This is a genomic window from Candidatus Tisiphia endosymbiont of Mystacides longicornis (assembly GCF_964031095.1).
Taxonomy (GTDB): Bacteria; Pseudomonadota; Alphaproteobacteria; order Rickettsiales; family Rickettsiaceae; genus Tisiphia.
Genome location: NZ_OZ035004.1, coordinates 478,326 through 504,953 on the forward strand (window position 1 = coordinate 478,326; position 26,628 = coordinate 504,953).

Genomic DNA, 26,628 nt, shown 5'->3' on the forward strand with positions numbered 1-26,628 from the left:
AAGAGGTAAATTTTCAATAAGAATTTTTTAAAACTTATAATCTCAGATTTACGGATATGGATTCATCTTGGATGTAGTGATCAAGAAAAATTTCATTCGCAATTAGTTAGTTTTAATATTGAATTAGAATTTACAACCCCACCAAAAGGCACAATTACCGACAAACTTGAAGATACAATTTGTTATCTTGAGCTTGTTCAAAGTATTAAATTTCTTTGCCAAACTAAACAGTTTAATCTGATAGAACATTTAACGATAGAAGTTTATCATGCTATTGATAAATCTTTATTTAGATATCGTGATATTGTTCAATCTGTCAGTGTAACAACACGTAAAATGTCACCGCCCATCCAAGATGTTCATGGAGATATTGCTTTTACTTACTGCTCTGCTTTATGTAGTAAAGGAGGGGACAATGATTTATATTAGCATTGGATCTAATTTAGGAAATCGTATTAATAACTTAAATATGGCTGTGAATTTATTAACACAAAGCTGTTTACGAAATTCTAAATCTTCAATTATACTTGAAACCGAAGCGATTTTGCCAGATAATACCCCTCCATCTTGGAATAAACCATTCTTAAACATGATCGTTGCGGGAGAGACGGATTTATCACCCGATGCACTACTTATAACCATGAAATCGATAGAATCTGATATGGGGCGATTGGCTATTTATGAAAAATGGGCACCTCGTATTATTGATCTAGATATTTTACTTTGGGATGAACTTGAGATCAATACTCCTCAGCTTACAATACCGCATCCAGAATTAAGTACTCGACCATTCTTACAACATCTTTTAGCCCTCATGGAAGTACAGCCCTGGACAAAGATGCCTTTAACAAATTCTTTTTCTAAAAGCTTTGTTCTAAATCCTGCAATTGTGGGGGTTGTTAACGTTACAAATGATTCCTTTTCAGATGGAGGACAATTTAACAATCCAGATAAAGCAATTGAACAAATTCAAGAATTAGCTAGTGATGGTGCTAGTATTATTGAAATTGGGGCTCAATCTACAAGACCAGGTGCTGTAATTCATACACCAGAGGAGGAATATAATAAATTAAAGCCTGTTCTAGATGGGATTACAACATTAATAAATAAAGGAATGCTTAAAGTTAGCATAGATAGTTTTTGGTCATCTACTGTTAAACGACTTCTTGAAAATTATCAGATTAGTTGGATTAATGATGTCAAAGGTGATTTTGATAATAGAACTCTGAAGAGCCTTGCTGAGAAAGGTTGTAAACTATGTTTCATGCATTCATTGAGTATTCCACCTAATCAAGAATTAATTCTATCTTTAGAACATAGACCTATTAGTTTGATAAAAGAATGGGGAAAGCAGTCCATTGAGCGTCTCTTAAATATCGGCTTTTCTCAAGAAAATATTATCCTTGATCCAGGTATCGGCTTTGGAAAATCGTCATATCAAAACATAGAGATTTTACGATATGTTCAAGAACTCAGGAGCTTAGATGTTCAAATTATGGTTGGACACTCCAGAAAATCCTATATTCAGGCATTTTCTACAGTTGATGCTAAGAATCGGGACATTGAAACTATTGCTACTTCCCTTGCATTAAAAGATAAGGTAGATTTTTTGCGTGTTCATAATGTAAGGAACCATATGCGATTTTTTACAACCTATCAAAGCTTTCATCAATAGGGTAATCATATGAAGATAATAGGTATCATGGCAGCAACGCAACAAGGAGTTATTGGTGATAGAAACTCTTTACCTTGGAGTTATCCTGAAGAACTTGAGCATTTTAGAGCTACAACTAGTGGACATATTATGATTATGGGACGAAAGACTTATAACATAATACCAAAAACTTCTCTAACTATAGTCAATTCAGGAGAATTTGGGGCTAGGAGCGATGGAGCGACGCCTATAAGTAATAGGCGAGTGACGAGTGACGACGTCACCAACTTCTCATCAATTGATTATAATAGAGATATTATTGTTTTTTCTCGTAATCATCATTGTATTTCCAACGATGTAAAGATAGTAAGTTCATTGAATGAGTTTCTAAAATATATTCAATCTTTAAACTTAGTAAAGAAACTTTTTATGATTGGAGGAGCTGAGATTGCTCATTTATTTTTAGAACATAATCTGATTTCTCATTTTATACTAACAAAAATACACCACTTATATTCTGGTGATACATCCATTGATTTAAGATATTTTAAAGGATGGGATGAAAAAATTTTAAAAGAACACCCTAATTATACTATTTGTAAGCTTACAAATATAAAGGAGATATCATGATATTTTGCACAAACCTTAATACATCTCTTGAGGTATTTCATTTACTTAAACATCCGTTTTATAAGTTATGGAATGAAGGATTATTGAAACATGAAATATTACAAATCTATGTAAAAGAATACTATCATCATGTTTCTGCTTTTCCTAGATATATAAGCCAAATCCATGCTCTTTGTGATAAGATTCAAGCAAGACAAATTTTGCTGGAGAATTTGATTGATGAGGAGAAAGGTGATGATAATCATCCTGAATTATGGTTACGCTTTGCTGAAGGGATAGGTGTATCAAGGGAGTCAATCCCAAATTTTCCAGAATTAGTTTCAACTTGCAAACTAGTTGAAGGATATTTGGAGCTAGTGAGAACAGATTATCCGACGGGATTAGGGGCTTTATATGCCTATGAAAGGCAAACACCAGAAGTTGCTGCTTCTAAGATTGATGGTTTAAAAAAGCATTATGGAATTCAAGATAATAAAACATTGCAATTTTTTTCTGTTCATCAAGAAGCTGATAAATGGCATACAAAACAGTTGGTTAGTCTGATAAAGTCTCTTAACAAAAACGATCAGCAGAAAGTTTTTTATGGAGCAAAAGAAGGAGCTAAATTACTATGGTTCTTTCTTGATGGGATGATGAAAATGGTAGAATGTCATGCTTGTTAAAGGTATAAAAACTCACAGGATTGAGGTTAATGATTGTTTGGAACAAATTTTAGATCAATATATCCAAGAGCTTGTAGATGAAGATATTGTTGCTATAACATCCAAGATAATTAGCATCATACAAGGACGTTTAGTTTCAAAGGATAGTATATGTAAGAATTTATTGATTAAGCAAGAAGCAGATTTAGTGTTGGAAACAGACCGTAATCCTTATGATCTTTATTTAACTATCAAGAATGGTATACTTATACCTTCTGCAGGTATAGATGAATCAAACGTACATGGAGTATATGTTTTGTATCCTGAGAATATTCAAAAAACAGTTATTTGGATATGGGAATATTTAAAAAAGAGACATAATCTTAAAAAGATTGGTGTTGTGATTACGGACAGCCATACAACAATCATGAGACGAGGTGTAACCGGTATCACTCTTGGTTGGTGTGGTTTTATACCCATTTATTCATATATTGATAAACCTGATCTTTATAATAGTCCATTAAGGGTTACACAAGTGAATATTTTAGATGCTTTGGCGACTTCAGCAGTTTTTGTTATGGGTGAAGGTAATGAACAAACTCCTATTGCTTCATTAAAGATGCACCTAAAATTTACTTTCTTGATAGACCTCCCACAATAGAAGAAGAGAAAAATATCTTGATTCCTATGGATGAAGATTTATATTCTCCGCTACTACGTGCTGCCAAATGGCATATTGTCTAATGGCATGTTATCTCCTCCTGTTATTGACAAGCCAATTATTTTTTGATAAAATCGATATGTTATAATTAGTTGTTTGTTTATCTAATATTTTTAACAAATTCACTACATGATTTACTAGAGTATCAATTATGCAAGATACAAATACTAACGATTTACGTAATATCATAGGTACTATCAGTGCTAAATTGTATGAAAATGACATAGTAGCTGAAATATATTACAGATTAAAAGACCCTTATTCTATTGTAAAGAAGATATTACGAAAGACTATTGCCTTGAAAGAATTAACTGACTTAGTCGCTTTTAGAATTATAGTTGATAAACAGGAAGATTGTTATAAAGTATTAGATATTATTTATAATATCTATTCTATTAATATAGAGAAGTCTAAAAACTATATTGATAATCCTAAGAATAATGGCTATCGTTCGTTGCATGTCATAGCTGTAGTTGATATTTATGGACGTAATATAGAAATACAAATCAGAACTAGAGAGATGCATAATATAGCAGAATTTGGTACAGCAAACCATGATGAATATAAAAAGGCACAGGAAACAAAACTAAGAAAATTATTCTCTAACGTGAAATTTGCTGATATTAATACTGAGATAAATAGTGCATATGATATTTTTGTCCAGTTTAATTGGACTATACCAGAACTTATTGCTTATGAGCAAGCAATTGAAAATCTTTGTCATAATTTTCATGATGTATACTCAAATGGTTTAAAGAATTGGGATAGACCTATTTCGAAACTAGACAATAAGAAGGATGATGTTATTGCTGATTCTTGAGAGAGTTTTCTATAGTCAATGGGAAGTTGGTGACGTCGTCACTCAATGCTTGCCTATTACTTATAGGCGTCGCTCCATCGTTCCTAGCCCCAAATTCTCTTGAATTAATGGTATGGACCTACCCTATATACAGAATGAGAAGCATATGCTAATCTTCTAGGATAGGAAATGAATCCTAAACAACAATAAGGAGGCCCATATGGAAGTTACCACAATTGGTATAGATATTGCAAAAAGAATTTTTCAAATTCACGGTGTAGATAAAAATGGTAAGACAATATTAAAGAAAAAATTAATGAGAGAGCAGGTTCTAACTTTTATGGCTAACGTACCAAAGTGTCTAGTAGGCATGGAAGCTTGCGGTGGAGCTAGCTATTGGGCAAGAGAATTAACAAAATTAGGTCATACTGTAAAACTAATAGCTCCACAATTTGTTAAGCCTTATGTTAAAACTAATAAAAATGATCAAGCAGATAGCGAAGCAATATGTGAGGCAGTAGCAAGACCTAATATGAGGTTTGTGCCTATCAAAACTGTAGAGCAACAAGATATTTTATTTATTCATAGGGTAAGGCAACGATTGGTAAAAAATCGTACTGCACTTGCTAATGAGATCAGGGGATTATTACATGAATTTGGTTTTGTTATACCGCAAGGAATCAATAAGATTATGACAAAATTAACTGAAATTTTAGATGAAGAGGGTTTAAGCCAGCTAAGTTATCGAACGTTTAGTGAGTTAAAAGAAGAATTTCTAGAGAATGATAAAAAAATAAAAGAATTAGAACAAAGATTAAAAATTATAGCTAGCCAGTATAGTAATCACCAACAACTAATGACGATACCAGGTATAGGGTTAATTACTGCTACAGCCTTAATAGCGTCAATAGGTAATGCTAGTTGTTTTGAAAATGGTAGGCAATTATCAGCATGGCTAGGATTAGTACCAAGGCAACATTCTAGGTTCTGTTGACAAAATTTTTAACGTAACCATATTAAAGCTCCAACAAAATTTAGAAAGGCTAAAAAGGTGGCTGGGGCTTTATCAAACCTAGAAAATATACGCCTAAAATGTTTGATTTTACCAAAGAAACATTCAATTAAATGGCGTTCTTTATAAATATGTTTATCATATTCACGTTGTACTTTACGATTAGATTTTGGTGGGATAACAACCTCGCACCCCTTATTTTCTAAGCTTTCTACAAACGCACTACTATCATATCCTTTATCACCTATCACCGTCGTATTCTGAACATCTTTAGTAAGATTTTCAGCCTGAGTGATATCATTTCTTTGCCCAGCAGTTAGTATAGTTAAACCCATAAAATTAGGTGACAAAGAACATAGTAATAATTTCAAATAATTTGCTGGTTTCTGTTACCTTATTTTTAATCCATCGTTTCATATTAGCCCAAAACTTCTCTATGGGATTTAAGTCTGGTGAATATGGCGGTAAAAAAATAAGCTTGCAACCAACTGATTCTATTAATTCCTTTGTTTTCTTTGATTTATGGAAACTAGCATTATCCATCACTACAACTTGTCCTGCTTTTAACTCTTTAATTAAAAACTTCTCAACCCAATTATTAAATAACTCTGTATTGCACGTTCCATTAAAAACAAAAGGAGCTATTGATTGATTGTTTACCAAGCCAGCTATGATATTAGTTCTTTGATAGTGTTTCCCACTCTTCTTTCCAATCAGTAATTCTCCTGTTTTACTCCAGCCTCTATCTTGGCAAATACCTGTATCTATACCGCTTTCATCAATATGCACTATTTGCCCTTTATCATATTTATTGATCTCTTCTAAATATTCAGCTCGTCTGTCTACACTTGACTCCATGTAGGTAAAGGTTTTTTTTTATAACTAAAACCTAGCTGTTTTAATATCCTTCCAGTTTGAGACCTCGCAATTCCAAACTCTTTACCAATATCTTGTAATCTCATATTTGGATTATTTCTTACAAAATTTGCTAACTTTTGCTTATCAACTTTACTTTTAAAACCTACTCTAGCTTTTGCTAATATCGTTCCTTCCTTTCTCTTCCTTACGTTCCAGCGACTAATTGTATTTTTATGTATATCGAATATCTTGGCAGCCGCTCTTTGACTATTACCTTTTTCTATATAACTTATTACTTTTTTTCTTAAATCTTTACTATATGGGCTTGTTGACATTTTTTCTCTTATTTATACCATATAATGTCATCTAATTCAACGGGTTTAACTATATAAACTTCAGTGGGTTACCCAATGCATCAACGAGGGCATGAATTTTAGTACTAAAACCACCTTTGCTTCTACCTAAAGCTGCTTCCTCTTGATTACCTTTAATATATCCAGATGAGCAAGCATGTGCTCTTACAATAGTTGCATCAATCATCATTGATTCCATATCTACATCTACTTTAACATGATCCATTAAAGCTTCCCATATACCTTTGTCAACCCATCTCTTAAATCTGCGATAAACACTGTACCAACAACCATAATAATCAGGCAGAAGACGCCATTGACAACCTGTTCTAGCAATAAACCATATTGCTTCAATAAACTGTCTTATTTTTTCCTCATTCTTGTTGTGTATAGCTTTTTTTTTCTTAAAAAATGATAAAATTGCTTCCCATGCTTGGTCTTCTATGTAATACTTCATATCGGTAGTTTCTTGGTTTCGATAACTAGAAACTACCATTTCTTCTTACTATTGCAACTTCTTTATTCTACTCTGATAACTTAACATAAAATTTTGTCAACAGAACCTAGTGGTGGCAAAGATAAGTTGCTTGGCATTAGTAAAAGAGGTGATATATATTTACGCACTTTGTTGATTCAAGGAGCAAGAGCAGTACTGAATAGTAAAATAAGATTTACCACGGAAGAGCAAAAATCTAAAAAAGATTATAGCAAGTTTACCGAGTGGATGTTTAATTTATCTGAACGAAATGGGCATAATAAAACAACTGTTGCAGTAGCTAACAAACTAGCAAGGGTGGTGTTTGCGGTACTCAGTTCAGGCAATGATTATACCGAGAGTAAAGTTTGTAGCTAAAGAATTGGTACAAACTAGTTGTTGACGAGAGAATATTATAGGTAAATAGAAATTTAATAGATTCTAATCCGGAATATGCGAAAGAATGATAATATTGATGGTATAGTTAAACCCGTTGAATTAGATGACATTATATGGTATAAATAAGAGAAAAAATGTCAACAAGCCCATATAGTAAAGATTTAAGAAAAAAAGTAATAAGTTATATAGAAAAAGGTAATAGTCAAAGAGCGGCTGCCAAGATATTCGATATACATAAAAATACAATTAGTCGCTGGAACGTAAGGAAGAGAAAGGAAGGAACGATATTAGCAAAAGCTAGAGTAGGTTTTAAAAGTAAAGTTGATAAGCAAAAGTTAGCAAATTTTGTAAGAAATAATCCAAATATGAGATTACAAGATATTGGTAAAGAGTTTGGAATTGCGAGGTCTCAAACTGGAAGGATATTAAAACAGCTAGGTTTTAGTTATAAAAAAAAACCTTTACCTACATGGAGTCAAGTGTAGACAGACGAGCTGAATATTTAGAAGAGATCAATAAATATGATAAAGGGCAAATAGTGCATATTGATGAAAGCGGTATAGATACAGGTATTTGCCAAGATAGAGGCTGGAGTAAAACAGGAGAATTACTGATTGGAAAGAAGAGTGGGAAACACTATCAAAGAACTAATATCATAGCTGGCTTGGTAAACAATCAATCAATAGCTCCTTTTGTTTTTAATGGAACGTGCAATACAGAGTTATTTAATAATTGGGTTGAGAAGTTTTTAATTAAAGAGTTAAAAGCAGGACAAGTTGTAGTGATGGATAATGCTAGTTTCCATAAATCAAAGAAAACAAAGGAATTAATAGAATCAGTTGGTTGCAAGCTTATTTTTTTACCGCCATATTCACCAGACTTAAATCCCATAGAGAAGTTTTGGGCTAATATGAAACGATGGATTAAAAATAAGGTAACAGAAACCAGCAAATTATTTGAAATTATTACTATGTTCTTTGTCACCTAATTTTATGGGTTTAACTATAAATAAGACGAACCTTAGCTTACGAGAAAACTGAAATAGTCAATGGCTCGTTAGAAGTCGATGAAATGATAAGTATAAGTTTGTAAGCCAGCGAATTCCATCAGGGCTATAGGGTAATTTTAAGGTAATTTATTAACTATAAGCCGGATACATGACTGCATTCGATTTTTTTGCTGTTATATATTATTTTTTTCTTGCATTATCGGGTAAGTCCATACATGACTATATAATCATACCTATTTTTAGTTAGTAACTGTAAAATTATTATTGACCAAAGCTAATTTTAGCACTTCATCTACAGTTGATACTGATAAAATTTCTAAACTCTTTTTTATATTCGGTGGAATATCTTCTAAGTCTTTAACGTTATCTTGAGGTATTATCACCGTTTGTATACCACCTCGGCTGGCAGCTAATAATTTTTCTTTTAGCCCCCCAATTGGTAATACTGCCCCCCTTAGGGTGATTTCTCCAGTCATTGCTACAGTTCTGTTTACCGGTATTTTGGTCATAAGTGAAACAATAGTGGTAAATATTGCACATCCAGCAGATGGACCATCTTTTGGAATCGCTCCAGCCGGTACGTGCAAATGGATATCAAGATCTTTATAATCTTCGTATTTTAATCCAAAACTACTAGCTCTAGAGCGAAAACAGCTATAGGCTGCTTGAGCAGATTCTTTCATTACATCCCCAAGTTTACCAGTAGTTTTAATGTCTCCTTTGCCATGAAATGACAAAGCTTCAATGGTAAGTAATTCTCCGCCAACTTCTGTATAAGCAAGTCCCGTAGTACTACCTATTTGATCTTCTTTTTCAGCTAGACCAAAATTATATTTCCTAACTCCTAAATATTCTTCAAGATTAGCAGATGATATTGATATGTTTTTTATTTTTTTGTTACTCAAAATTCTTTGCAATACTTTTCTTGTAACAGAGCCAATTTCTCTCTCAAGCGATCTTACTCCTGATTCTTTGGTATAATATCTGATTAATTCTAAAATTGCTCCATCATCAATAGTGAGTTCATTTTTCTTCATTTCATGCATTTTCAATTGCTTTGGTATTAAGTAGTTTTTGGCAATTTGTAATTTTTCTTCTTCAACATAACCAGAAATGTTAATGATCTCCATACGATCAATTAGAGCTCTGGGCAGATTATAAGAATTAGCTGTTGCAATAAACATTACCTCTGATAAATCATATTCTACTTCTAAATAATGATCAACGAAATGACTGTTTTGTTCAGGGTCTAAGACTTCAAGTAATGCAGAAGCTGGATCACCTCGAAAATCAGAACCCATTTTATCAATTTCATCTAATAACATAACGGGGTTATTAGTTTTAACTTTTTTTATTAAATTTATAATTTTTCCTGGCATAGAACCAAGATATGTTTTTCGATGTCCCCTAATCTCCGATTCATCTCTAATACCGCCAAGAGCAAATTTAGTATATTTCCTACCCATCGCTTCAGCAATGGATTTGACCAATGAGGTTTTTCCAACTCCTGGTGGACCGATTAAGCATAATATAGGTCCTTTAATTTTTTTAGAACGTTGTAACACTGCTAAATATTCAATAACACGCTCTTTGACTTTCTCAAGACCAAAGTGATCACGATCCAAAATTTCTCTAGTTTTATTTATATCAGTTTTATTATTATCAAATTTCCCCCATGGCATGGCTAATAATGTATCAAGGTAATTACGAACAACTGATGATTCACCTGACATTTGATTCATAAGCTTTAGCTTTTTCAGTTCTGCTTCAGCTTTTTCTTTTGCTTCTTTTGAAAGTTTTAAGGTTTTAATCTTTTTTTCTATATCAGAGAAATCAGATTTATCATGTTCGAGTTCTTTTTGTATAGCTTTCATTTGTTCGTGCAAGTAATAATCACGCTGAGTTTTCTCAATTTGTTTTTTTACTCGCAATTGTAAAGCTTGCTCTGCATCTATTTGAGCCATACTAGATGTTAATGTATCTATTATAGTTTTAATTCGTGATTGAGGTTTGGTCTCCTCTAACAAAGTTTGTTTTATTATTAATGGTACAGTCAAATAAGAAGCTAGTACATTAGTGACATAACTAAAATCTGTTGGATTTTTTGCTATTTCACCAGTTATCGTTTCTATTATTTCTGGATTAATTTTTTTATGAGTCTTAGTATATTTTGTAAATAACTCAATAACATTTGCTGTGGAAACTTTTAAAGATTCTACATCAATTACCTCTTCATCATGTAGTATGCTATATTCAGCTTCAAATATCTCTTTATTAGTGATGTTATGTAGGGTAACCTTATCGATTGCTTCAACTAGAATTTTGGCATTATTCTGTAACCTTACTGTTTGTATAATTTTAGCAATTACTCCTGTAGAATGGAGATCTTGAATATCCGGAGTATCTTGATCTTGTTGTTTTTGTAATACTAATAATATATATCTATTATTATCTATAATTTTAGTGTCAAATAAGGCTTTTAGAGACTTAGTCCTACCGACAAATACAGGAGCAACCATACCGGGAAAGATCACCATGTCTTTTAATGCGATTAGGGGCAATTTTTCTTTATTTGTCATATTAAAAAACCTTAAGAAATTTATATACTAAAGAGGATAGTAACTATATAATATCGCCTTACTATGATTTCAAGCTACATTTAGTTTTATATATGCCTTCATCACCTCAATCTTCCAATATCATATCAATAGCAAGCAATAGGGTAAAACAATATCTTCATTTGACCCCAATAGTTCAATCTGAAATTTTAGATAAAATGCTCGGTCATGAAATTTTCTTTAAAATAGACTCGTTACAAAAAACCGGAGCATTCAAGGTTAGAGGGGTATTAAACCACTTATTAGAGTTACAAGAACAAAATTGTTTACCAAATAAAGTTGTTGCATATAGTACAGGTAATCATGGAATTGGTCTTGCTTGGGTAGCAAAAACCCTTAACCTTAATGCAAGAATTTATTTACCAGAAAATACCTCTCCAATTAAACAACAAACAGCAAAATATTATGGAGCAGAGGTTATACTAACTAAAACTAGACAAATGGCAGAAGATAAAGCAAAGAGTGACATAGAAAATGATTTTTACTATTTGCATCCTTCCGATAGTGATTCTAGTATAGCTGGGGCTGGTACGATGTGTTATGAAGCATTGCAACAACTAGGATTCAGTCCAGATGCCATTTTTGCTTCTTGTGGAGGTGGGGGGTTGCTTTCAGGATCATATTTAGCGAAAGAATTACTCTCTCCATCCAGCTTGCTGATAGGTTCAGAGCCGCTTAATGCTAACGATGCTTTCTTATCGATTAAGCAAGGTTCGATATATAGGTTTACTGATTCACCAAGTACTGTAGCAGATGGTTTGCGTACTTTAGCAGTTTCATCACGTACATTTAATTATCTAAATAAACTCGATGATTTCTTTCTTGCTGATGAACATTCTATATATTATTGGACCGCTTGGTTGGTTCATTTGCTACGAATTGCCTGTGAACCATCATGTGCTTTAAATATGGTTGGAGTAGTAAATTGGTTAAAGAAACAGTCAAAACCTAAGAAAGTTTTAGTGCTTATATCAGGTGGGAACATTGATCCTATTATTTATCAGGAGCTTTGGAAGGGAGAATATCTTTCTAATTTACCTAAGTCTTAGTACTATAGTTGTAAATTAACTCATGTATGGATCTACCCAATAATGCAAGAAAAAAAATAATACTTGACAGAAAAAAAGCAAATGCAGTCATGTATTCAACTTGAAGCACAACAAAGTGCTTCAGCCCTGATGGAATTCTCTAACTTACGAACTTTAACATAATCACCTTAACGGCTTCTTTTGAGCCTGTGAGTTAAACAGTTTTTTCGTAAGCTAAGGTTTGTCTTATTTACCATCAATATTATCATCTCTCGCATATTCCTTGGTAAGAATTCCTTACTTTATTATTTTATTCCAGCTATGATTTTTTTTTAATTTAAACCTTAATTTAATTAAAAAAATCATTTAGCCATCATAAATTAATAATTAATATTAAACTTTTAATAACATACTTTTATTTCACTGTATGATTGATCATTTCGCAATACTGCGAATACTACTCTTGCTAATTTATTTGCCACTGCTACTACACTAGTATTATAACCTCGTCTCTCTTGCAGCTTGAACATCCAATCTGTAAACCTACTTTTGTTACCTTCTTCTATTTTATCTAATTTCTTAGTTCTTAATACCCTAGCTGTAAAAACAGAACGAGCTCCATGGATTAATAAATTATGTCATTGCGAGACCACTACGTGGTCGTGGCAATCCACATTTATTAGATTGCTTCGTCGCTACTAAAGTAGCTTCTCGCAATGACGCCAAGCTATTTTCTATATGACTTTTAAATGCCATGCGTAAGGTGAGTAATATAATCAGCTTCTTATCAATTGACATATTTATTCGTAACAAAAAGCTTATCTGTACTTTGTTTTTATAAGCGAGTACAGCGTAATGAACATTGTTTGCACACGAATGTCCCAAAGCACATTAATTCATGATATTTTCAAAAAAAACAATCCTTGAAAGACGTAGGATGTGAAATTATTACACTTTTAAGCAAATTCATTAAAATATAGTTTGCATTGAAAACTAATTATGTTATAAAGCGTGTGTTTTAAAAAGAAACATGTTATAACCCCGCCTATTTCTGCATTAATTAAAGAAAATTCGAATATATAGTCAATTCAGGGGAATTGGGTAGCAGGAACGATGGAGCGACGCCTATAAGTAATAGGTGAGCATTGAGAGCGACGACGTCACCAACTTCTCATCAATTGACTATAGTTTTTGGTTATTCGATGCATGCATGTAGGAGAAACAATATATGATAAATAATGTTAAATTTCATAAAATCCATAATTTCACTAAGACTCATTACTCCACTATTATTAATTTGTAGTATATTTAATATGCAAACTCACGCAGACACTGTAAAAACAAATGAAAATAATCATTATCTCATTACACGTGATTATTACAATAGTTTAATCACCTCTAATGCTCTTCCTATAGCAGAGCTTGGTATGTTGGTAAATATATTGCCCAAGGGTGGTGATATTCATCATCATTTTATCGGTGCTATTTATGCTGAAACTTTATTAGATTATGTTAAGAAGGAGGGATTTTGTATTGATCCTAACAGTTATGAAATTCTTAAAAAACCTACGAAAAAATGTATGACTGTAGATGAGATACGTGCTGATATACACAAATATAATCAGCTCGTGTCACTTTGGTCAATAGAAAATTTTAACAATCATTATCACAAACAATTATCACCAGATGCCAGATTTTTTGATTGTTTTAACTATTTTGGTTGGTTAGAAGACTATATTATTAAAGATGGTTTGATAGATTTGAAGAATAGGGCAGAAGCAGAAAATGTGCAATATATAGAAACTATATTTCCTTTTGCTCCTATTAGTACAAACGTTGCTTTAGATGAGATTAATAAGTTAACAAGTAATACAGATGATCTTGCTATTAATCAGGTTTTAGCAAAAGCTATGTTATTATTAGAGCAGGATAAAGTTATAAACCAAGCTATTACTCACTATTCAACAATAGTAACAGATGCCTCGAAAGATATTGACAATGATCACTTTACTCTGCGGTTTCAACCATATGTATTCCGTGAAAGTAAGCCATCTATGGTATTTTCTGGTTTGTATTCAGCCTTTTCTTTAGCACAAAATAATCCTAAAATAGTTGGGGTGAATATAGTCGGTACAGAAAACTCAGTTGTTGCGATCAAAGATTATATATTACATATGAAAATGTTTCGTTTTCTTAAACAAAAATTTTCTAATGTTAAATTATCTTTGCATGCTGGTGAATTAGCATTAGGGCTAGTTCCTCCAGAAGGGCTACGTCATCATATTTGGGATGCCATATTGATAGCCGGGGCAAATCGTATTGGTCATGGAGTAGGTATTATGCATGAATCTAATCCTCACCAACTAATAAGAACATTAGTGGAAAAGAATATACCTATTGAAATTAATTTAAGTAGTAATGAATTTATTTTAGGAGTTGTAGGTGATGACCATCCTATCAAGCTATATATGCGTTATGGGGTGCCAATCGTAATCTGCACTGATGATGCAGGAGTATTACGCAATAATTTAACTCAAGAATATTTATTATTTATTAGTCGTTATAAGCCATCTTATGATCAATTAAAACAAGTCGTCTATAATAGTATTAAATATTCTTTCTTAACGGAAGAGGAAAAGAAAAAACAACTTAATTTGCTTGATAAAAAGTTTATTCTTTTTGAAGAAAATATAGCTTTTCATAGTAAAGCGTTTATCGATATATCCAAAAATATAAAAAAGAATAATATTTGATAAAAAAGAAAGCAGATGCAGTCATGAATCAACTATATCTAAAAGTTTTCACATTTTTTTTGAATATATCCTCTCTTCAATCTCGTGACGAAAATGACGGATTAAACCTTGAATAGGCCAAGCAGAGGCATCTCCAAGACCGCAAATAGTACGCCCCTCGATCATTTTAGTCACGTCTAACAATTGATCTATTTCTTCTATTTTTGCCTGACCTCGTACTAATCTCATCATAATTCGCCACATCCACCCTGTGCCTTCTCTGCATGGGCTACACTGACCACAAGATTCATGCATGTAGAATTTACTAAGCCTGGCAATAGCATAAATAATATCCGTAGAATTATCCATAACAATAATTCCACCAGTCCCAAGAGCCGAGCCAGCTAATTTCAAACTATCAAAATCCATTGCCAAATCTTCACATAGTGACTTTGGTAACAATGGTACTGACGAACCACCTGGAATAATAGCTTTCAGATTATCCCAACCACCACGTACACCTCCAGCATATTTTTCTATCAATTCCTTTAAAGGTATGCCCATAGCTTCTTCAACATTACATGGTCTATTTACGTGACCAGAAATACAGAAAATTTTCGTGCCGGTACTGTTAGGCTTTCCGATTGAAGCAAACCAATCCCCCCCACGTCTAAGTATAGTAGGTACAACGGCAATTGACTCAACATTATTAATAGTTGTTGGACAACCATATAAGCCGAAATTAGCTGGAAATGGTGGTTTCAGTCTAGGAAATCCCTTGTTACCCTCTAAACTCTCGAGTAGAGCTGTTTCCTCGCCGCAAATATATGCCCCAGCCCCTCTATGCAAATAAATATCAAGTTTATACCCAGTACCACAAGCATTATCACCTATAAAACCAGCATCATAAGCTTCATCTATAGCCCGTTGCACATTGGATGCTTCGTTATAAAATTCACCACGAATATATATATAGCAAGTATGTGCGTTAATAGCAAAACTGGCAAGCAAACAGCCTTCAAGCAATTTGTGCGGCTCATGTCTTAAAATATCACGATCCTTGCATGTACCAGGCTCTGATTCATCAGCATTAACTACTAAATAGCTAGGTTTCGGGTGTTCTTTAGGCATAAACGACCATTTGAGACCAGTTGGAAATCCAGCACCGCTCCGTCCTCGCAAACCTGATTTTTTTATTTCATCAATTATCCATTCTCTACCTCTAATAATAAAATCTTTTGTATTATCCCAATCTCCACGTTGCTTGCTACTTATTATATCATATTTTTTCTGTCCACTAAGATTAGAAAAAATTTTATTGCTAGTTTGTAACATAATTTACTCTTAGAATATCTACAAATGAGAGTATAGATGAAGGTAAATAATTGTGAAGAATAAATTTAGGGGTTTTTATCAGGATAGTTTAAAAGTCGTAATTTTAAGCCACCAAGATCCAAATTTATTATTTGTACTGTTAATTATAATATAAAGACTATTTATATCCACTTTCTTTAGTTTAATATTATTATTAAGTTTAAAGTAGTAGTCAACTTACATTTTTCCAACCAATCCTCAAGGACAATTATACTTAATTCATAAATTAGGTAAAATTTTATGTATAGATTCTTTTAGGTTATTTTTAATTTTCTGAAATTCTTCCGTGATATTATTTAGTTTACTTATTTTTTCTAGAAATTCTTTCATTTCATTTTTTTTAAGTAATGGTATGTGTATATTACAAAGCTGCTCATAAGTTAAGTTTGCCCTAACAGCTCCATACTTTGTATCATATTTGCCAATAATGGCTAAATAATATTTTGATTTTAAAACATGTAATAAATATTCGGATGGTAGAGTATCTTGGAATTTTTTTAAAACTCTAAATACGATATAGATACCACTTACATATCCACCATTTAACTCCTCAGAAACTAAACCTAAAGAGCCAACGTTAATCCTATGCGGATTATATACCAAATCTCCAGCTTGAACTTGCTTGTATTTTTGGTTTATGTCCTCACCTTTTAAAATTTCATTGTCAAAAATACCAATACTATTACTTACCCCTAAAATTCTAAAATCTGTAATTGGCTGTAAAGACGGTTCTATTTTTTCTGTTATCTCCTCAATATAATCACCAAGTTTTATAATATCACCTTTTAAATTAGCAAAAATATCTAAATAATCATAAATCCATAAACTATAGCTATTCTTGGCTATTTCAGTTGATGGTATTATGGCAGATTCAATCTCTGCAACAGCCTTTTTATTATTGAAAGCATCAAGTGCAACTGGTAAATCATTATCCTTAATTGGCTTCTTTCTTGAACCAAGTTCATGACCAACCGCATTAATTGCAAAAAAGAACGTGTCTGAGATCTTTCTGTTTTTCTCGAAATATATAATACTTGTTTTTGTTGGGGTGTAAGGTTCAAAAAGCTTTCTTGGCAATGAAACAATAGAAACATTTGATGAGTTATTAAAAATATACTCTCTCACCTTTCCAACATTGCCCCCATCTGAAACAAAGTTTTCTTTTACAAGTAAACAGCCTCTACCACCTAGTTTTAAAGCTTCAAAGCAATGCAAAGGACAAATAGCGTCACCATTATTTGATTGAATGGGATATAAATACCCAAACCTTGTTTGTTGCGAATATGGTGGATTTGTAATTACAATATCATATTTTTGATTTACATAATCAGAAAGGGTGTCTTGTTTCTTGATATTACTATGTCCGTCTCCAAACAAAATCATATTCATTTTTGCAATTCTTGCATTAATAGTAATCTCAGAACCGTAAATTGTTTTTTTCCTTAGAATATTTTGCATCTCGTCGTTAAACGAAGTTCTGATTTTTAAATATCTAAATGCTTCAATTAAAAATCCTCCTGTGCCACAAAAAGGGTCATAAATGGTTTCGCCAATTTTAGGATTAACCATACTTATCATTGTTCTTACAATGTTTCTAGGTGTAAAATATTCGCCTAAATCTTTAATTTTGATGCCTTGGTAAGCATTTTTTAAAAAATATTCAAAAGCATCACCATTCACATCACTATCTGAAGCTGTGAGGTTAAGTTTTGAAAGCTCACAAATAATTTCTTCAAAAATATCAGGGGAATTAATAGGGAACGCTTCGCTAAAAATATCACCATACTTCTTGTTAATCTTAATCCACACAACATCTTTCACATATTGATACAACTCGTTTCCTTTTTTCTGAGAAAAGGAACTCCATCTAAGATACTCATCTAACTTATTTTCTTCACCTCCCAACGTCTTTAGAACGGAAATTTCATCAAGAATTTTTAAAAACAAAATATCAGAAAATGCCCCAAATCTGTCAAGCCCTGCTTGCAATCCATCCTCTCTTAGTAAATTAGCCGCACTTTTAAAGATCCTAATAAGTTCGTCTCTTGAATGCTGAATGAAATTTACCGCAGATAGTATTTCAGAGCCCTCATTAACAAATCTGAGTGCCGTATGGTGATTTATAAATTGCCTTACATCTTCCCCGTCAATTTTAAGATTACGCCCATTATACAAATATTGGGTTTCAATATAACTTCCATTATAAGCAAATATAAGCGGCGTATTTAGTGGTTTAGCATACAAATTCAATGCTTGGTGCATTGCTAATTGTATACTTTCATTTGGTTTTTTTGCCTCAATTATTATTATTGGTTCGTTACTTCCTTCCTTGTATAGTACAAAGTCAGGTATTTTACCGTTAAGTAATTCTTTTTGTTTGGTAAGTTTCACTCTTTGTTGATAAACGTTACATCTTGGGTCTTTTTCATCGACAATCCAACCAAGATTAGCAAGTTGAACCAGGATATCATGCGTTACAGATGCTTCTAATCTTTTAGTATACATAAAGAATATTCCAATTTTACAAAAAAGCTTGTTGTACCAACAAATTAAATATATCGTAATTATCTCTGTTATTATATCTAAAACAGAACTCATTAACGTATTTTTGTAAGTATTGTGGTGTATAGTCAATTGATAAGAAGTTGGTGACGTCGTCGCTCAATGCTCGCCTATTACTTATAGGCGTCGCTCCATCGTTCCTAGCCCCAAATTCTCCTGAATTAACTATACATCGCTAGAGACTGCCTGCAATCTCCTAGTTTTTGAATAGCTTCACCAACTTAAAATTAACATATCTCGATCTATTCTGAAACTTTTAAAACGCTCTAATACTGACATACCTAGTAGTGATATATCGAGACCACCAGTACCTATATGAGCTTCAATATTTCTAAAGAAAGCTCTGTTATCAATTACTACACTATCTAATTTCACGGGGGCGGCTGTACTAGTACCATTAGCCGTCGAGTAAATTCTAGTGTAATGTAGTTTTGATAAGTCAAACCCTAGCATTTTAGCATCATTAGTAGTAAGGGCAACATCACTTGCTCCGGTATCAATCATAAATTTAATTTTTACTCCATTTACCAATATGTCAATGTAAAAATGTCCGTCGCTACTACGGCTAATCACTAATTCTCCTTGTTTATTGACCCAATTATATGATGGTATTAGTACGGATACGACTCGTTGTGTGGTATAATTTAATTCAAATCTGAAAGCGTAACCAATAATTATGATCAAAAAAATTAGCCCCCAAATTAATAGCTGAATAGAGACGATCTTTATCCCCTTTTGATTAAAGGAATTATAAACGATACTGATAATAATCAAAATCATTACAAAGCAAGATATACTTTTCTGGCTACTCCAAGAGAATCCAGTAAATTGTGCATCTACCAATTTACGTATCAAGAAGGTAATGACCATACTAATACATAAAAGCATTGTTAATTTTATAAGACTCTTATTGCTCACATTAAGTCACCTATATTCTCTAAAAATAATCTTGCTCTATGAGATTTTGGCTTTTCAAAAAATTCTGCGGCTGGCTGATCGGCTAGAACTTGCCCGTGATTCATAAAAATTATCCTATCCGCTATCGCTTTGGCAAATTTGATATGGTGAGTAACAACAATCATCGTCATTTGACTTTTTAATAAAGAGATAATTTCAATAATATCTTTAATATTTTCAGGGTCTAAAGCTGAAGTAGGCTCGTCAAATAACATTACCTCTGGATCCATCATTAAGGCTCGACAAATGGCTACTCGCTGTTTTTGTCCTCCAGATAGATTGATAGGAAAAGCAGTAACTTTTTGTTTTAAACCAAATTGCTCTAATAATTTCTCCGCCTTAGAAATGGCAGTCATCTGCTGCATTTTCAAAATATTAACAGGAGCATATATTAAATTATCCTGAACATTTAAGTGTGGGAAAAGATTAAAAGATTGGAAAACCATACCAATTTTAAGGCAAAGCTTCCTTTTATTCTTTTGAGTTAACTTTTTGTTATCAATAAACACTTGTCCAGTAGTAGGTATTTCTAACGCATTAATAATTCGTAATAAAGTGGATTTACCACTACCAGAAGAACCTATAATCGCTATAGTTTCCTTTTTTTTGAACTCAAGACTAACATCTTTAACAGCATAAATTTTACTATATTTTTTTGAAACCTTATCAACTACTATCATACTAAACTATAAATTTGTAACCATCATATAGAGGTTTTATATTGCTTGGCAATATTTTTGATATCTCGTGATAATCAATAAAATGATTCATATTAGTTAATAATATTTGTTGCGGTTTGTATTCATATTCCCACTGTAGGATTTTATCTAATCCTGCATGGCAATCATTAGATTCGTATGCCATACAATCTAATATCCACACTTTGATATTTCTTAAGAATGGTTTGGATTCTGCCGGAAAATCTACCACATCATTAGAATATACAAAATCATCCACTCTAATACCTAAACTATCTATAGGACCATGATGCTGTCTAAAAAATTGTACCTCTATAGTGTCAATTTTAAATTTTGCAAAAAAATCTACCGGTCTTGCAATCAGTCTATCCGGAGCAAACAAGTGTTGGTGATAATTCTCAGTTCTCAATGCTGTAGCATTATCAGTAAAAATTTCTAAAGGTCTTTTCTGAAAGAATGGAAATACACGTAGATCATCAATACCGTTAACATGATCTGCATGATAATGGGTTAATATAGCACTGCCCACTTTTTTAATATTTTCTCGTAGTAATTGTCCTTTAATGTCGAAACCAAAATCAACAAGAATTTGACTATTACCATCATCCATATATATTGACGATCTAGTTCTTTTATTATAACTTGAAGTTGAGGTGCATGTACTGCAATCACAATTAACTACCGGTAGACCAAACGATGATCCACATCCTAGTACTGTTATTTCTAGCATAATATTATTTACTTAAACCAAATAAAATTAAAATTGAAAATGTTTGAACTTTTATATAATTTCCAAGGCCTTAATCAAGAAATATTCTTGTGGATCAATGGCATAACTAACCATTTTAGCATAATAGCTTATATTCTACAAATTATCTCTTATTGTTTTAATATTACCAACTTTGCTATCGCTTATTTGATATATTGTATATATTTTTACACTCAGCTAAAAAAGATTCAAGATTTTAATCATCGTCAGAGCAAATTTTGGGCTATATATAATAAAATGGTAATGATTGGTATAATTTATACGATATTCGGTTGTATTTATGCTCTACTTAAGTTTTCGGTTAATCTACCTAGACCATTTTGCTCATTGCCTATTAATAGTTTTGTAACAATTGCTAATATTGAACTTGAAAGATGTTTGTCTAGTTTTCCAAGCAGTCATTCTGGGTTAGCATTATTGGTTGCCTACTGTATTTGGTCATATATAACAATCAGACAAAAAATTATAGCCATTTTGATTGTTATTTTAGTGGCGATATCACGTATTACTCTTGCTATGCACTACCCAGCTGATATTATTTATAGTTTCCTTATCACCATAATAATTATCATACTTGGCAGAATAGTTTTTAGAATTTTTGCCAATAACTTAATAAAATGGCTAGGAGGCTGTCTGCAATAACTAATTAATTTACTCACCTTACGCATAAACCCCATGACAATTTAAAAATTCTAGAAAAGTACAAAACGCTATTAGCGAGACCACTACGTGGTCGTGGCAATCCACATTCATTAGATTGCTTCGTCGCTACTAAAGTAGCTCCTCGCAATGACGCCAAGCTATTTTCTATATGACTTTTAAATACCATGCGTAAGGTAATGGTATGGATCTACCCTATATACAGAATGAATATTAATGGTTATCCTTCTAGATTTAATATATTAAAACAACAATAGGGAGACCCAAAATGGAATATAACACAATAGGAATAGATTTAGCAAAAAATATTTTTCATCTTCATGCAGTAGATAAATATGGAGCTCGTTCTGTTTTTACAGCTAGGGTATTAAGAACTAAGAAATTAGATAAAATAGAAGAAGGTAACAAAAGTAGGTTTACAGATTGGATGTTCAAGCTGCAAGAGAGACGAGGTTATAATACTAGTGTAGTAGCAGTGGCAAATAAATTAGCAAGAGTAGTATTCGCAGTATTGCGAAATGATCAATCATACAGTGAAATAAAAGTATGTTATTAAAAGTTTAATATTAATTATTAATTTATGATGGCTAAATGATTTTTTTAATTAAATTAAGGTTTAAATTAAAAAAAAATCATAGCTGGAATAAAATAATAAAGTAAGGAATTCTTACCAAGGAATATGCGAGAGATGATAATATTGATGGTAAATAAGACAAAGTAAGTTAGCGAATTCCATCAGGGCTGAAGCACTTTGTTGTGCTTCAAGTCGAATACATGACTGCATTTGCTTTTTTTCTGTCAAGTATTATTTTTTTTTTCTTGCATTATTGGGTAGATCCATACATGAGTTATATTATATGTTTATCTTTTAATAATGTAACAAGATCACCATTTTCATACATTTCACGTACTATATCACAGCCACCTATAAATTCTCCTTTTATATAAAGCTGTGGTATGGTAGGCCAATCAGTGAAGGATTTGATATCCTCACGTAAGCTAAGACTGGTCAAAACATTAATATCACGAAATTCTATACCAAGTTTTTTTAAGATAGAAACAACGGTAGCAGAAAAATTACATTGAGGAAAATTACTAGTGCCTTTCATAAACAACACAACATCGTTATTAGCAATTTCATTTCTTATAAAATCAAAATTTTTATTCTCTAACATCCTCAAACCTGATAAAAATTATGACTTCTTTTTACTCTTAAATGTTATATTATGCAAGCTCAAATAGTTGATAAAATCTTTGAAATTTTAAGCCAGAATAATTCTAATCCCCGAACAGAACTAGAATATGTTAATAATTTCACTCTATTAATAGCTGTGGTATTATCCGCACAAGCAACTGATATTTCGGTTAATAAAGCAACAAGATTTTTGTTTAAAGAATATAATACACCGGAAAAAATATTAGAACTCGGGGAAGAAGGATTAAAAAATTATATAAGATCAATAGGTTTATTTATAACCAAAGCAAAAAATATTGTTGCACTTTCTCGTATTTTGATAGATAAGTATGATAGCAAAGTGCCAAACAATTTTGACGAATTAATTAAATTACCTGGTGTTGGAAGAAAAACTGCCAATGTAGTATTGAATTGCTTATTTGGTAAATCAACTATGGCAGTTGATACACATGTATTCAGAGTTTCTAGAAGATTAGGGTTGGCAAGTAGTGATACCCCCCAAAAAGTGGAATTTGAATTAGTTGAAATTATTGATGCAAAATGGTTACAATATGCTCATCACTGGCTGATATTACTTGGTAGGTATATCTGTAAAGCACGAGTACCCAATTGTTCCGTTTGCCCAGTTAAAGAATATTGTGAATATTATGCTAACAATTTTCTGAAGTAATAAATTATTAGTTTTATAGCTGTGGCTGAATTTGTATAGAGTTATGGAGAGGTGGCCGAGTGGTTTAAGGCGCTCGCCTGGAAAGCGTGTTCACGGTAACGTGTCAGGGGTTCGAATCCCCTCCTCTCCGCCATTCGGCACAATTTGCTACTTTTTGCAATGCCTAATCAGAAAATCAATAATCATTTACAACTAATATATAATTTTTTATAGTTTAATCGCTAAGCCGTTATAAATAATGACGTCACCAACTTCTCCTAAACTATACGTGGTTTGACAATTATTAACCCACTAATATAGTCAATTCAGGAGAATTTAGGGCTAGGAGCGATTATGAACAATTATTTTGAGTTATTAGGCATAGAAAAAAAATATGATATTGAATTGTCTGATCTGGATCGTCAATATTTCGCTATGCAGTTAAAATATCATCCGGATAGAACTAACTCTAACACCGAAAAGCAAAAAAATTTGGCTATCTCTATTGAGCTAAATAAGGCTTATTCAACACTTAAAGACGATTTAGCACGAGCTGAGTATCTTCTCTTGTTAAACAATATAGTTTTGGATGACCTAACGGTTAGGCAAGGTATTTCAAAGGAACAATTGAATGTTGTGTGGAGTGAATTAGAGTTTGTCGAAACTACTGAAGACTTAACAAAGTTAGAACATATGCTAAATAACAAGATTCTTGAAAAGCAACAACTTACTAAATCTCTAACTACTGCATTCCAAAATCAAAATATGCAAGATGTCGTTGATAGTACTATAAGATTTAAATATCTTAAAAACTTAATTAATAATATTCAGCTAAAAATCAAATCATGCAAATAATAGAAATTAGTGAGGCTGGCTCTTCCCAGCATAAAGAAAATGATAAGAACATAGCCGTTGGCATTGATTTCGGTACAACAAACTCATTAATTGCTTTGTCAAATCAACAAGTGGTACAAATTATCACAAATGATCAAGATTTAGAACTTATCCCATCAGTGATAGCCTTCCATGGTGAAAGCTTTATTGTGGGTAATCATGATATAATCGATAATCTTCGCTCTATAAAAAGGCTCTTCGGTAAGAAACTATCCGATATACAAAATAACCCGACACTTTTTGCTTTAGTGAAAGATTATATTGACCTAGATAGTGAAATATTACGGCTGCAATTTGCTGGAAAATTGATGACTGTTCCGGAAATTGCCGCCCAAATCTTTCTCTATTTAAGGCAACAAGCTACTGAAAGATTAAACTCAGAAGTTAAAAAAGCGGTAATAACTGTACCGGCACATTTTAACGATGCTGCTAGAGGAGAAGTAATGCTGGCAGCAAAAATTGCTGGATTTGAGGTATTACGGTTAATTGCAGAACCAACAGCAGCAGCCTATGCGTATGGTTTCAATAAAGAAAGCAGAGGGTGTTATTTAGTATATGATTTAGGGGGAGGAACTTTTGATGTATCAATTCTCAATATGCAAACCGGCGTACTTCAGGTTATTGCCACTGGCGGAGATAATATTTTAGGCGGTGATGATATTGATCACTTAGTGATGAAGTATTTTTGTGATAAATATAAATTAGTAGCATCTAACGAATTAATAAAATTAGCAAAAAAAGTTAAAGAAACACTTAGTGTACAAAATAAATGTAGTATTATAGATAATCCGACTAGTATTGCTCCCAATTTACAAACGTCATTGCGAGGAGATACTTTAGTAGCGACGAAGCAATCCATAAAAGTAACCAAAAATGGATTGCCTCGTTTGGGCTTCGCCCCTCCTCGCAATGACACCAGTTTGTTACGGATAAATGCTAATCGGGTTAGCTATATATATGAAGAAAAGATGTTGGAGTTAGATATAGAAAATTTTGAGAGGTTAATAACACCATTAGTAGAACGTACCATAGCTATTACTAAAGATACGCTAGAACAGGCAAAGACCCCTGATATTTCAGGTATTATCCTGGTTGGTGGTTCAACTCGTATACCGTTAATTAGTAAGAGTTTAAGGCAAACATTTAATACTATTATTTTTTCAGATATTAACCCAGATAAGGCGGTAGTATGGGGTGCGGCTCTGCAAGCAGAGAACCTAACTTCTGCAAATATTAATTCCTTATTAATCGATGTAGTGCCTTTGTCACTTGGTATTGAACTAAATGGAGGAATTACTGAAAAAATTATTCTGCGTAATAGCCCTATACCGATATCGGTTACTAAGGAGTTTACCAATTATGTGGATAACCAAACTTCTATGAAGCTACATGTGGTACAGGGGGAGAGAGAAATGGTAGAGGATTGTCGGTCACTTGCAAAATTTGAACTAAAATTGCCACTAATGAAAGCAGGGGGAGTTAGGATAGAAGTAACATTTTCTATTGATGCAGATGGCATTTTGTCAGTGTCAGCTCTAGAAAAAAATAGTAATATCTCACATAACATTGAAATAAAACCAAGTTATGGTTTAAATGAAAGTGAGATTACCGAGATTTTAGAAAATGCTTATCAAAATGCGGCTAGTGATCATAATAAGAAATTGTTACAAGAAACAATTATTAACACAAAATCTTTGCTTTATAATATAGAAAATGCTATTAGAGAGATGCCAAATCTTCTTGCAAAAAATGAAATGGAAAAAATTAATATGGCAATTAAAACTCTAAAAGAAGCAATAGACTCAAATGATCGTGATTACATTATAGAATGTAGCAAAAATTTTGAGAGTATAACAGAGCATTTTCTTGCCGAAAGATTAAATAGCACGGTGGAAGACTTACTTAAAGGTAAGCATATTAATGAAATAAACTAAAGTGAAT

26 protein-coding genes, 1 tRNA gene and 2 pseudogenes are annotated in these 26,628 nt (G+C 32.4%); 18 read left to right on the forward strand and 11 right to left on the reverse strand.

Annotation, left to right across the window (positions count from 1 at the left end; translation table 11 throughout):
- Positions 1 to 60 precede the first annotated feature (60 nt).
- From ACQH6S_RS02550 to ACQH6S_RS02580, 7 genes and pseudogenes are all read left to right on the forward strand, one after another.
- Positions 61 to 429 (forward strand): dihydroneopterin aldolase, encoded by a 369-nt coding sequence (locus ACQH6S_RS02550; RefSeq protein WP_425364702.1) that lies wholly within the window; start codon positions 61 to 63, stop codon positions 427 to 429.
- A complete protein-coding gene (folP, locus tag ACQH6S_RS02555) occupies positions 416 to 1,675 on the forward strand; it encodes a dihydropteroate synthase (protein WP_425360016.1) in 1,260 nt (419 codons plus the stop codon). The genes ACQH6S_RS02550 and folP overlap by 14 nt, the downstream gene beginning before the upstream one ends.
- Positions 1,676 to 1,684: 9 nt before the next feature.
- Positions 1,685 to 2,284, forward strand: coding sequence for a dihydrofolate reductase (locus tag ACQH6S_RS02560; protein ID WP_094649758.1), 600 nt, complete (start codon positions 1,685 to 1,687; stop codon positions 2,282 to 2,284).
- A complete protein-coding gene (locus tag ACQH6S_RS02565; RefSeq protein WP_425360017.1) occupies positions 2,281 to 2,946 on the forward strand; it encodes a CADD family putative folate metabolism protein in 666 nt (221 codons plus the stop codon). Before ACQH6S_RS02560 ends, ACQH6S_RS02565 begins: the two co-directional genes overlap by 4 nt.
- A 37-nt stretch (positions 2,947 to 2,983) precedes the next feature.
- Positions 2,984 to 3,586, forward strand: coding sequence for a coenzyme F420-0:L-glutamate ligase (locus ACQH6S_RS02570; RefSeq protein WP_425364661.1), 603 nt, complete (start codon positions 2,984 to 2,986; stop codon positions 3,584 to 3,586).
- A gap of 211 nt (positions 3,587 to 3,797) precedes the next feature.
- Positions 3,798 to 4,466, forward strand: a complete 669-nt coding sequence (locus ACQH6S_RS02575; protein ID WP_425360019.1) for a bifunctional (p)ppGpp synthetase/guanosine-3',5'-bis(diphosphate) 3'-pyrophosphohydrolase — start codon at positions 3,798 to 3,800, stop codon at positions 4,464 to 4,466.
- Positions 4,467 to 4,665: 199 nt separating this feature from the next.
- Positions 4,666 to 5,427, forward strand: a pseudogene (locus tag ACQH6S_RS02580) (IS110 family transposase); the annotation flags it as partial.
- Between the two features lie 20 nt (positions 5,428 to 5,447).
- Here the strand turns inward: ACQH6S_RS02580 and ACQH6S_RS02585 are convergent.
- The 4 genes from ACQH6S_RS02585 to ACQH6S_RS02600 are packed head-to-tail and all read right to left on the reverse strand — an operon-like array spanning position 5,448 to position 7,164.
- The gene (locus ACQH6S_RS02585; protein ID WP_425364662.1) at positions 5,448 to 5,792 is read right to left on the reverse strand and encodes a transposase; all 345 of its coding nucleotides are present in this window, start codon (positions 5,790 to 5,792) and stop codon (positions 5,448 to 5,450) included.
- Positions 5,793 to 5,796: 4 nt separating this feature from the next.
- Entirely contained in the window at positions 5,797 to 6,315 is a 519-nt protein-coding gene (locus ACQH6S_RS02590; protein ID WP_425360021.1) for an IS630 family transposase, read from the reverse strand.
- Entirely contained in the window at positions 6,300 to 6,650 is a 351-nt protein-coding gene (locus ACQH6S_RS02595) for an IS630 transposase-related protein (protein ID WP_425360020.1), read from the reverse strand. The genes ACQH6S_RS02590 and ACQH6S_RS02595 overlap by 16 nt, the downstream gene beginning before the upstream one ends.
- A gap of 49 nt (positions 6,651 to 6,699) precedes the next feature.
- The gene (locus ACQH6S_RS02600) at positions 6,700 to 7,164 is read right to left on the reverse strand and encodes an IS5 family transposase (protein ID WP_425364663.1); all 465 of its coding nucleotides are present in this window, start codon (positions 7,162 to 7,164) and stop codon (positions 6,700 to 6,702) included.
- Between the two features lie 69 nt (positions 7,165 to 7,233).
- Between ACQH6S_RS02600 and ACQH6S_RS02605 the strand changes: the two are divergent.
- From ACQH6S_RS02605 to ACQH6S_RS02615, 3 genes and pseudogenes are all read left to right on the forward strand, one after another.
- Positions 7,234 to 7,521, forward strand: a pseudogene (locus ACQH6S_RS02605) (transposase); the annotation flags it as partial.
- Positions 7,522 to 7,676: 155 nt separating this feature from the next.
- Positions 7,677 to 8,027 carry an IS630 transposase-related protein gene (locus ACQH6S_RS02610; RefSeq protein ID WP_425360020.1) on the forward strand — a complete coding sequence of 117 codons (351 nt, stop codon included), beginning with the start codon at positions 7,677 to 7,679 and terminating at the stop codon, positions 8,025 to 8,027.
- A complete protein-coding gene (locus ACQH6S_RS02615) occupies positions 8,012 to 8,530 on the forward strand; it encodes an IS630 family transposase (RefSeq protein ID WP_425360021.1) in 519 nt (172 codons plus the stop codon). The genes ACQH6S_RS02610 and ACQH6S_RS02615 overlap by 16 nt, the downstream gene beginning before the upstream one ends.
- Positions 8,531 to 8,790: 260 nt before the next feature.
- On the opposite strand, the gene lon is transcribed toward ACQH6S_RS02615, so the two are convergent.
- Complete coding sequence (gene lon / locus ACQH6S_RS02620) at positions 8,791 to 11,130, reverse strand: endopeptidase La (protein ID WP_425360022.1); 2,340 nt, start codon at positions 11,128 to 11,130, stop codon at positions 8,791 to 8,793.
- Positions 11,131 to 11,222: 92 nt separating this feature from the next.
- Here lon and ACQH6S_RS02625 point away from each other — a divergent pair, with 92 nt between their 5' ends.
- Both ACQH6S_RS02625 and ACQH6S_RS02630 read left to right on the forward strand, forming a co-directional pair.
- Positions 11,223 to 12,218, forward strand: a complete 996-nt coding sequence (locus ACQH6S_RS02625) for a serine/threonine dehydratase (protein ID WP_094649641.1) — start codon at positions 11,223 to 11,225, stop codon at positions 12,216 to 12,218.
- 1,292 nt (positions 12,219 to 13,510) lie between these two features.
- Positions 13,511 to 14,950: an adenosine deaminase family protein gene (locus ACQH6S_RS02630; protein ID WP_425360023.1), complete on the forward strand. Its 1,440-nt coding sequence runs from the start codon at positions 13,511 to 13,513 to the stop codon at positions 14,948 to 14,950.
- Positions 14,951 to 14,998: 48 nt separating this feature from the next.
- Here the strand turns inward: ACQH6S_RS02630 and nuoF are convergent, their stop codons facing one another.
- From nuoF to ACQH6S_RS02655, 5 genes are all read right to left on the reverse strand, one after another.
- Positions 14,999 to 16,264, reverse strand: coding sequence for an NADH-quinone oxidoreductase subunit NuoF (nuoF, locus tag ACQH6S_RS02635; RefSeq protein WP_425360024.1), 1,266 nt, complete (start codon positions 16,262 to 16,264; stop codon positions 14,999 to 15,001).
- A 258-nt stretch (positions 16,265 to 16,522) separates the two neighbouring features.
- Entirely contained in the window at positions 16,523 to 18,808 is a 2,286-nt protein-coding gene (locus ACQH6S_RS02640; protein ID WP_425364664.1) for an N-6 DNA methylase, read from the reverse strand.
- Positions 18,809 to 19,078: 270 nt separating this feature from the next.
- The gene (locus tag ACQH6S_RS02645; protein WP_425360880.1) at positions 19,079 to 19,753 is read right to left on the reverse strand and encodes a TIGR02281 family clan AA aspartic protease; all 675 of its coding nucleotides are present in this window, start codon (positions 19,751 to 19,753) and stop codon (positions 19,079 to 19,081) included.
- A gap of 26 nt (positions 19,754 to 19,779) precedes the next feature.
- Positions 19,780 to 20,502, reverse strand: coding sequence for an amino acid ABC transporter ATP-binding protein (locus ACQH6S_RS02650; protein ID WP_094649421.1), 723 nt, complete (start codon positions 20,500 to 20,502; stop codon positions 19,780 to 19,782).
- 1 nt (position 20,503) lies between these two features.
- A complete protein-coding gene (locus ACQH6S_RS02655) occupies positions 20,504 to 21,250 on the reverse strand; it encodes an MBL fold metallo-hydrolase (protein WP_425360026.1) in 747 nt (248 codons plus the stop codon).
- Between the two features lie 39 nt (positions 21,251 to 21,289).
- Between ACQH6S_RS02655 and ACQH6S_RS02660 the strand changes: the two genes are divergently transcribed.
- Both ACQH6S_RS02660 and ACQH6S_RS02665 read left to right on the forward strand, forming a co-directional pair.
- On the forward strand, positions 21,290 to 21,931 hold the full coding sequence (locus tag ACQH6S_RS02660; protein WP_341749269.1) for a phosphatase PAP2 family protein: 642 nt from the start codon (positions 21,290 to 21,292) through the stop codon (positions 21,929 to 21,931).
- Positions 21,932 to 22,217: 286 nt separating this feature from the next.
- Complete coding sequence (locus ACQH6S_RS02665; protein WP_341749268.1) at positions 22,218 to 22,505, forward strand: hypothetical protein; 288 nt, start codon at positions 22,218 to 22,220, stop codon at positions 22,503 to 22,505.
- Between the two features lie 292 nt (positions 22,506 to 22,797).
- Here the strand turns inward: ACQH6S_RS02665 and grxD are convergent, their stop codons facing one another.
- A complete protein-coding gene (grxD, locus tag ACQH6S_RS02670; RefSeq protein ID WP_094649425.1) occupies positions 22,798 to 23,124 on the reverse strand; it encodes a Grx4 family monothiol glutaredoxin in 327 nt (108 codons plus the stop codon).
- 51 nt (positions 23,125 to 23,175) lie between these two features.
- Here grxD and nth point away from each other — a divergent pair, with 51 nt between their 5' ends.
- The 4 genes from nth (at position 23,176) to hscA (ending at position 26,621) form a co-directional block, all read left to right on the forward strand.
- Complete coding sequence (gene nth / locus ACQH6S_RS02675; RefSeq protein WP_094649426.1) at positions 23,176 to 23,814, forward strand: endonuclease III; 639 nt, start codon at positions 23,176 to 23,178, stop codon at positions 23,812 to 23,814.
- Between the two features lie 45 nt (positions 23,815 to 23,859).
- A tRNA-Ser gene (locus tag ACQH6S_RS02680) sits at positions 23,860 to 23,947 on the forward strand.
- Positions 23,948 to 24,147: 200 nt separating this feature from the next.
- The gene (hscB, locus tag ACQH6S_RS02685; RefSeq protein ID WP_425360027.1) at positions 24,148 to 24,648 is read left to right on the forward strand and encodes a Fe-S protein assembly co-chaperone HscB; all 501 of its coding nucleotides are present in this window, start codon (positions 24,148 to 24,150) and stop codon (positions 24,646 to 24,648) included.
- 110 nt (positions 24,649 to 24,758) lie between these two features.
- Entirely contained in the window at positions 24,759 to 26,621 is a 1,863-nt protein-coding gene (gene hscA, locus ACQH6S_RS02690; RefSeq protein WP_425364703.1) for a Fe-S protein assembly chaperone HscA, read from the forward strand.
- Positions 26,622 to 26,628 lie beyond the last annotated feature (7 nt).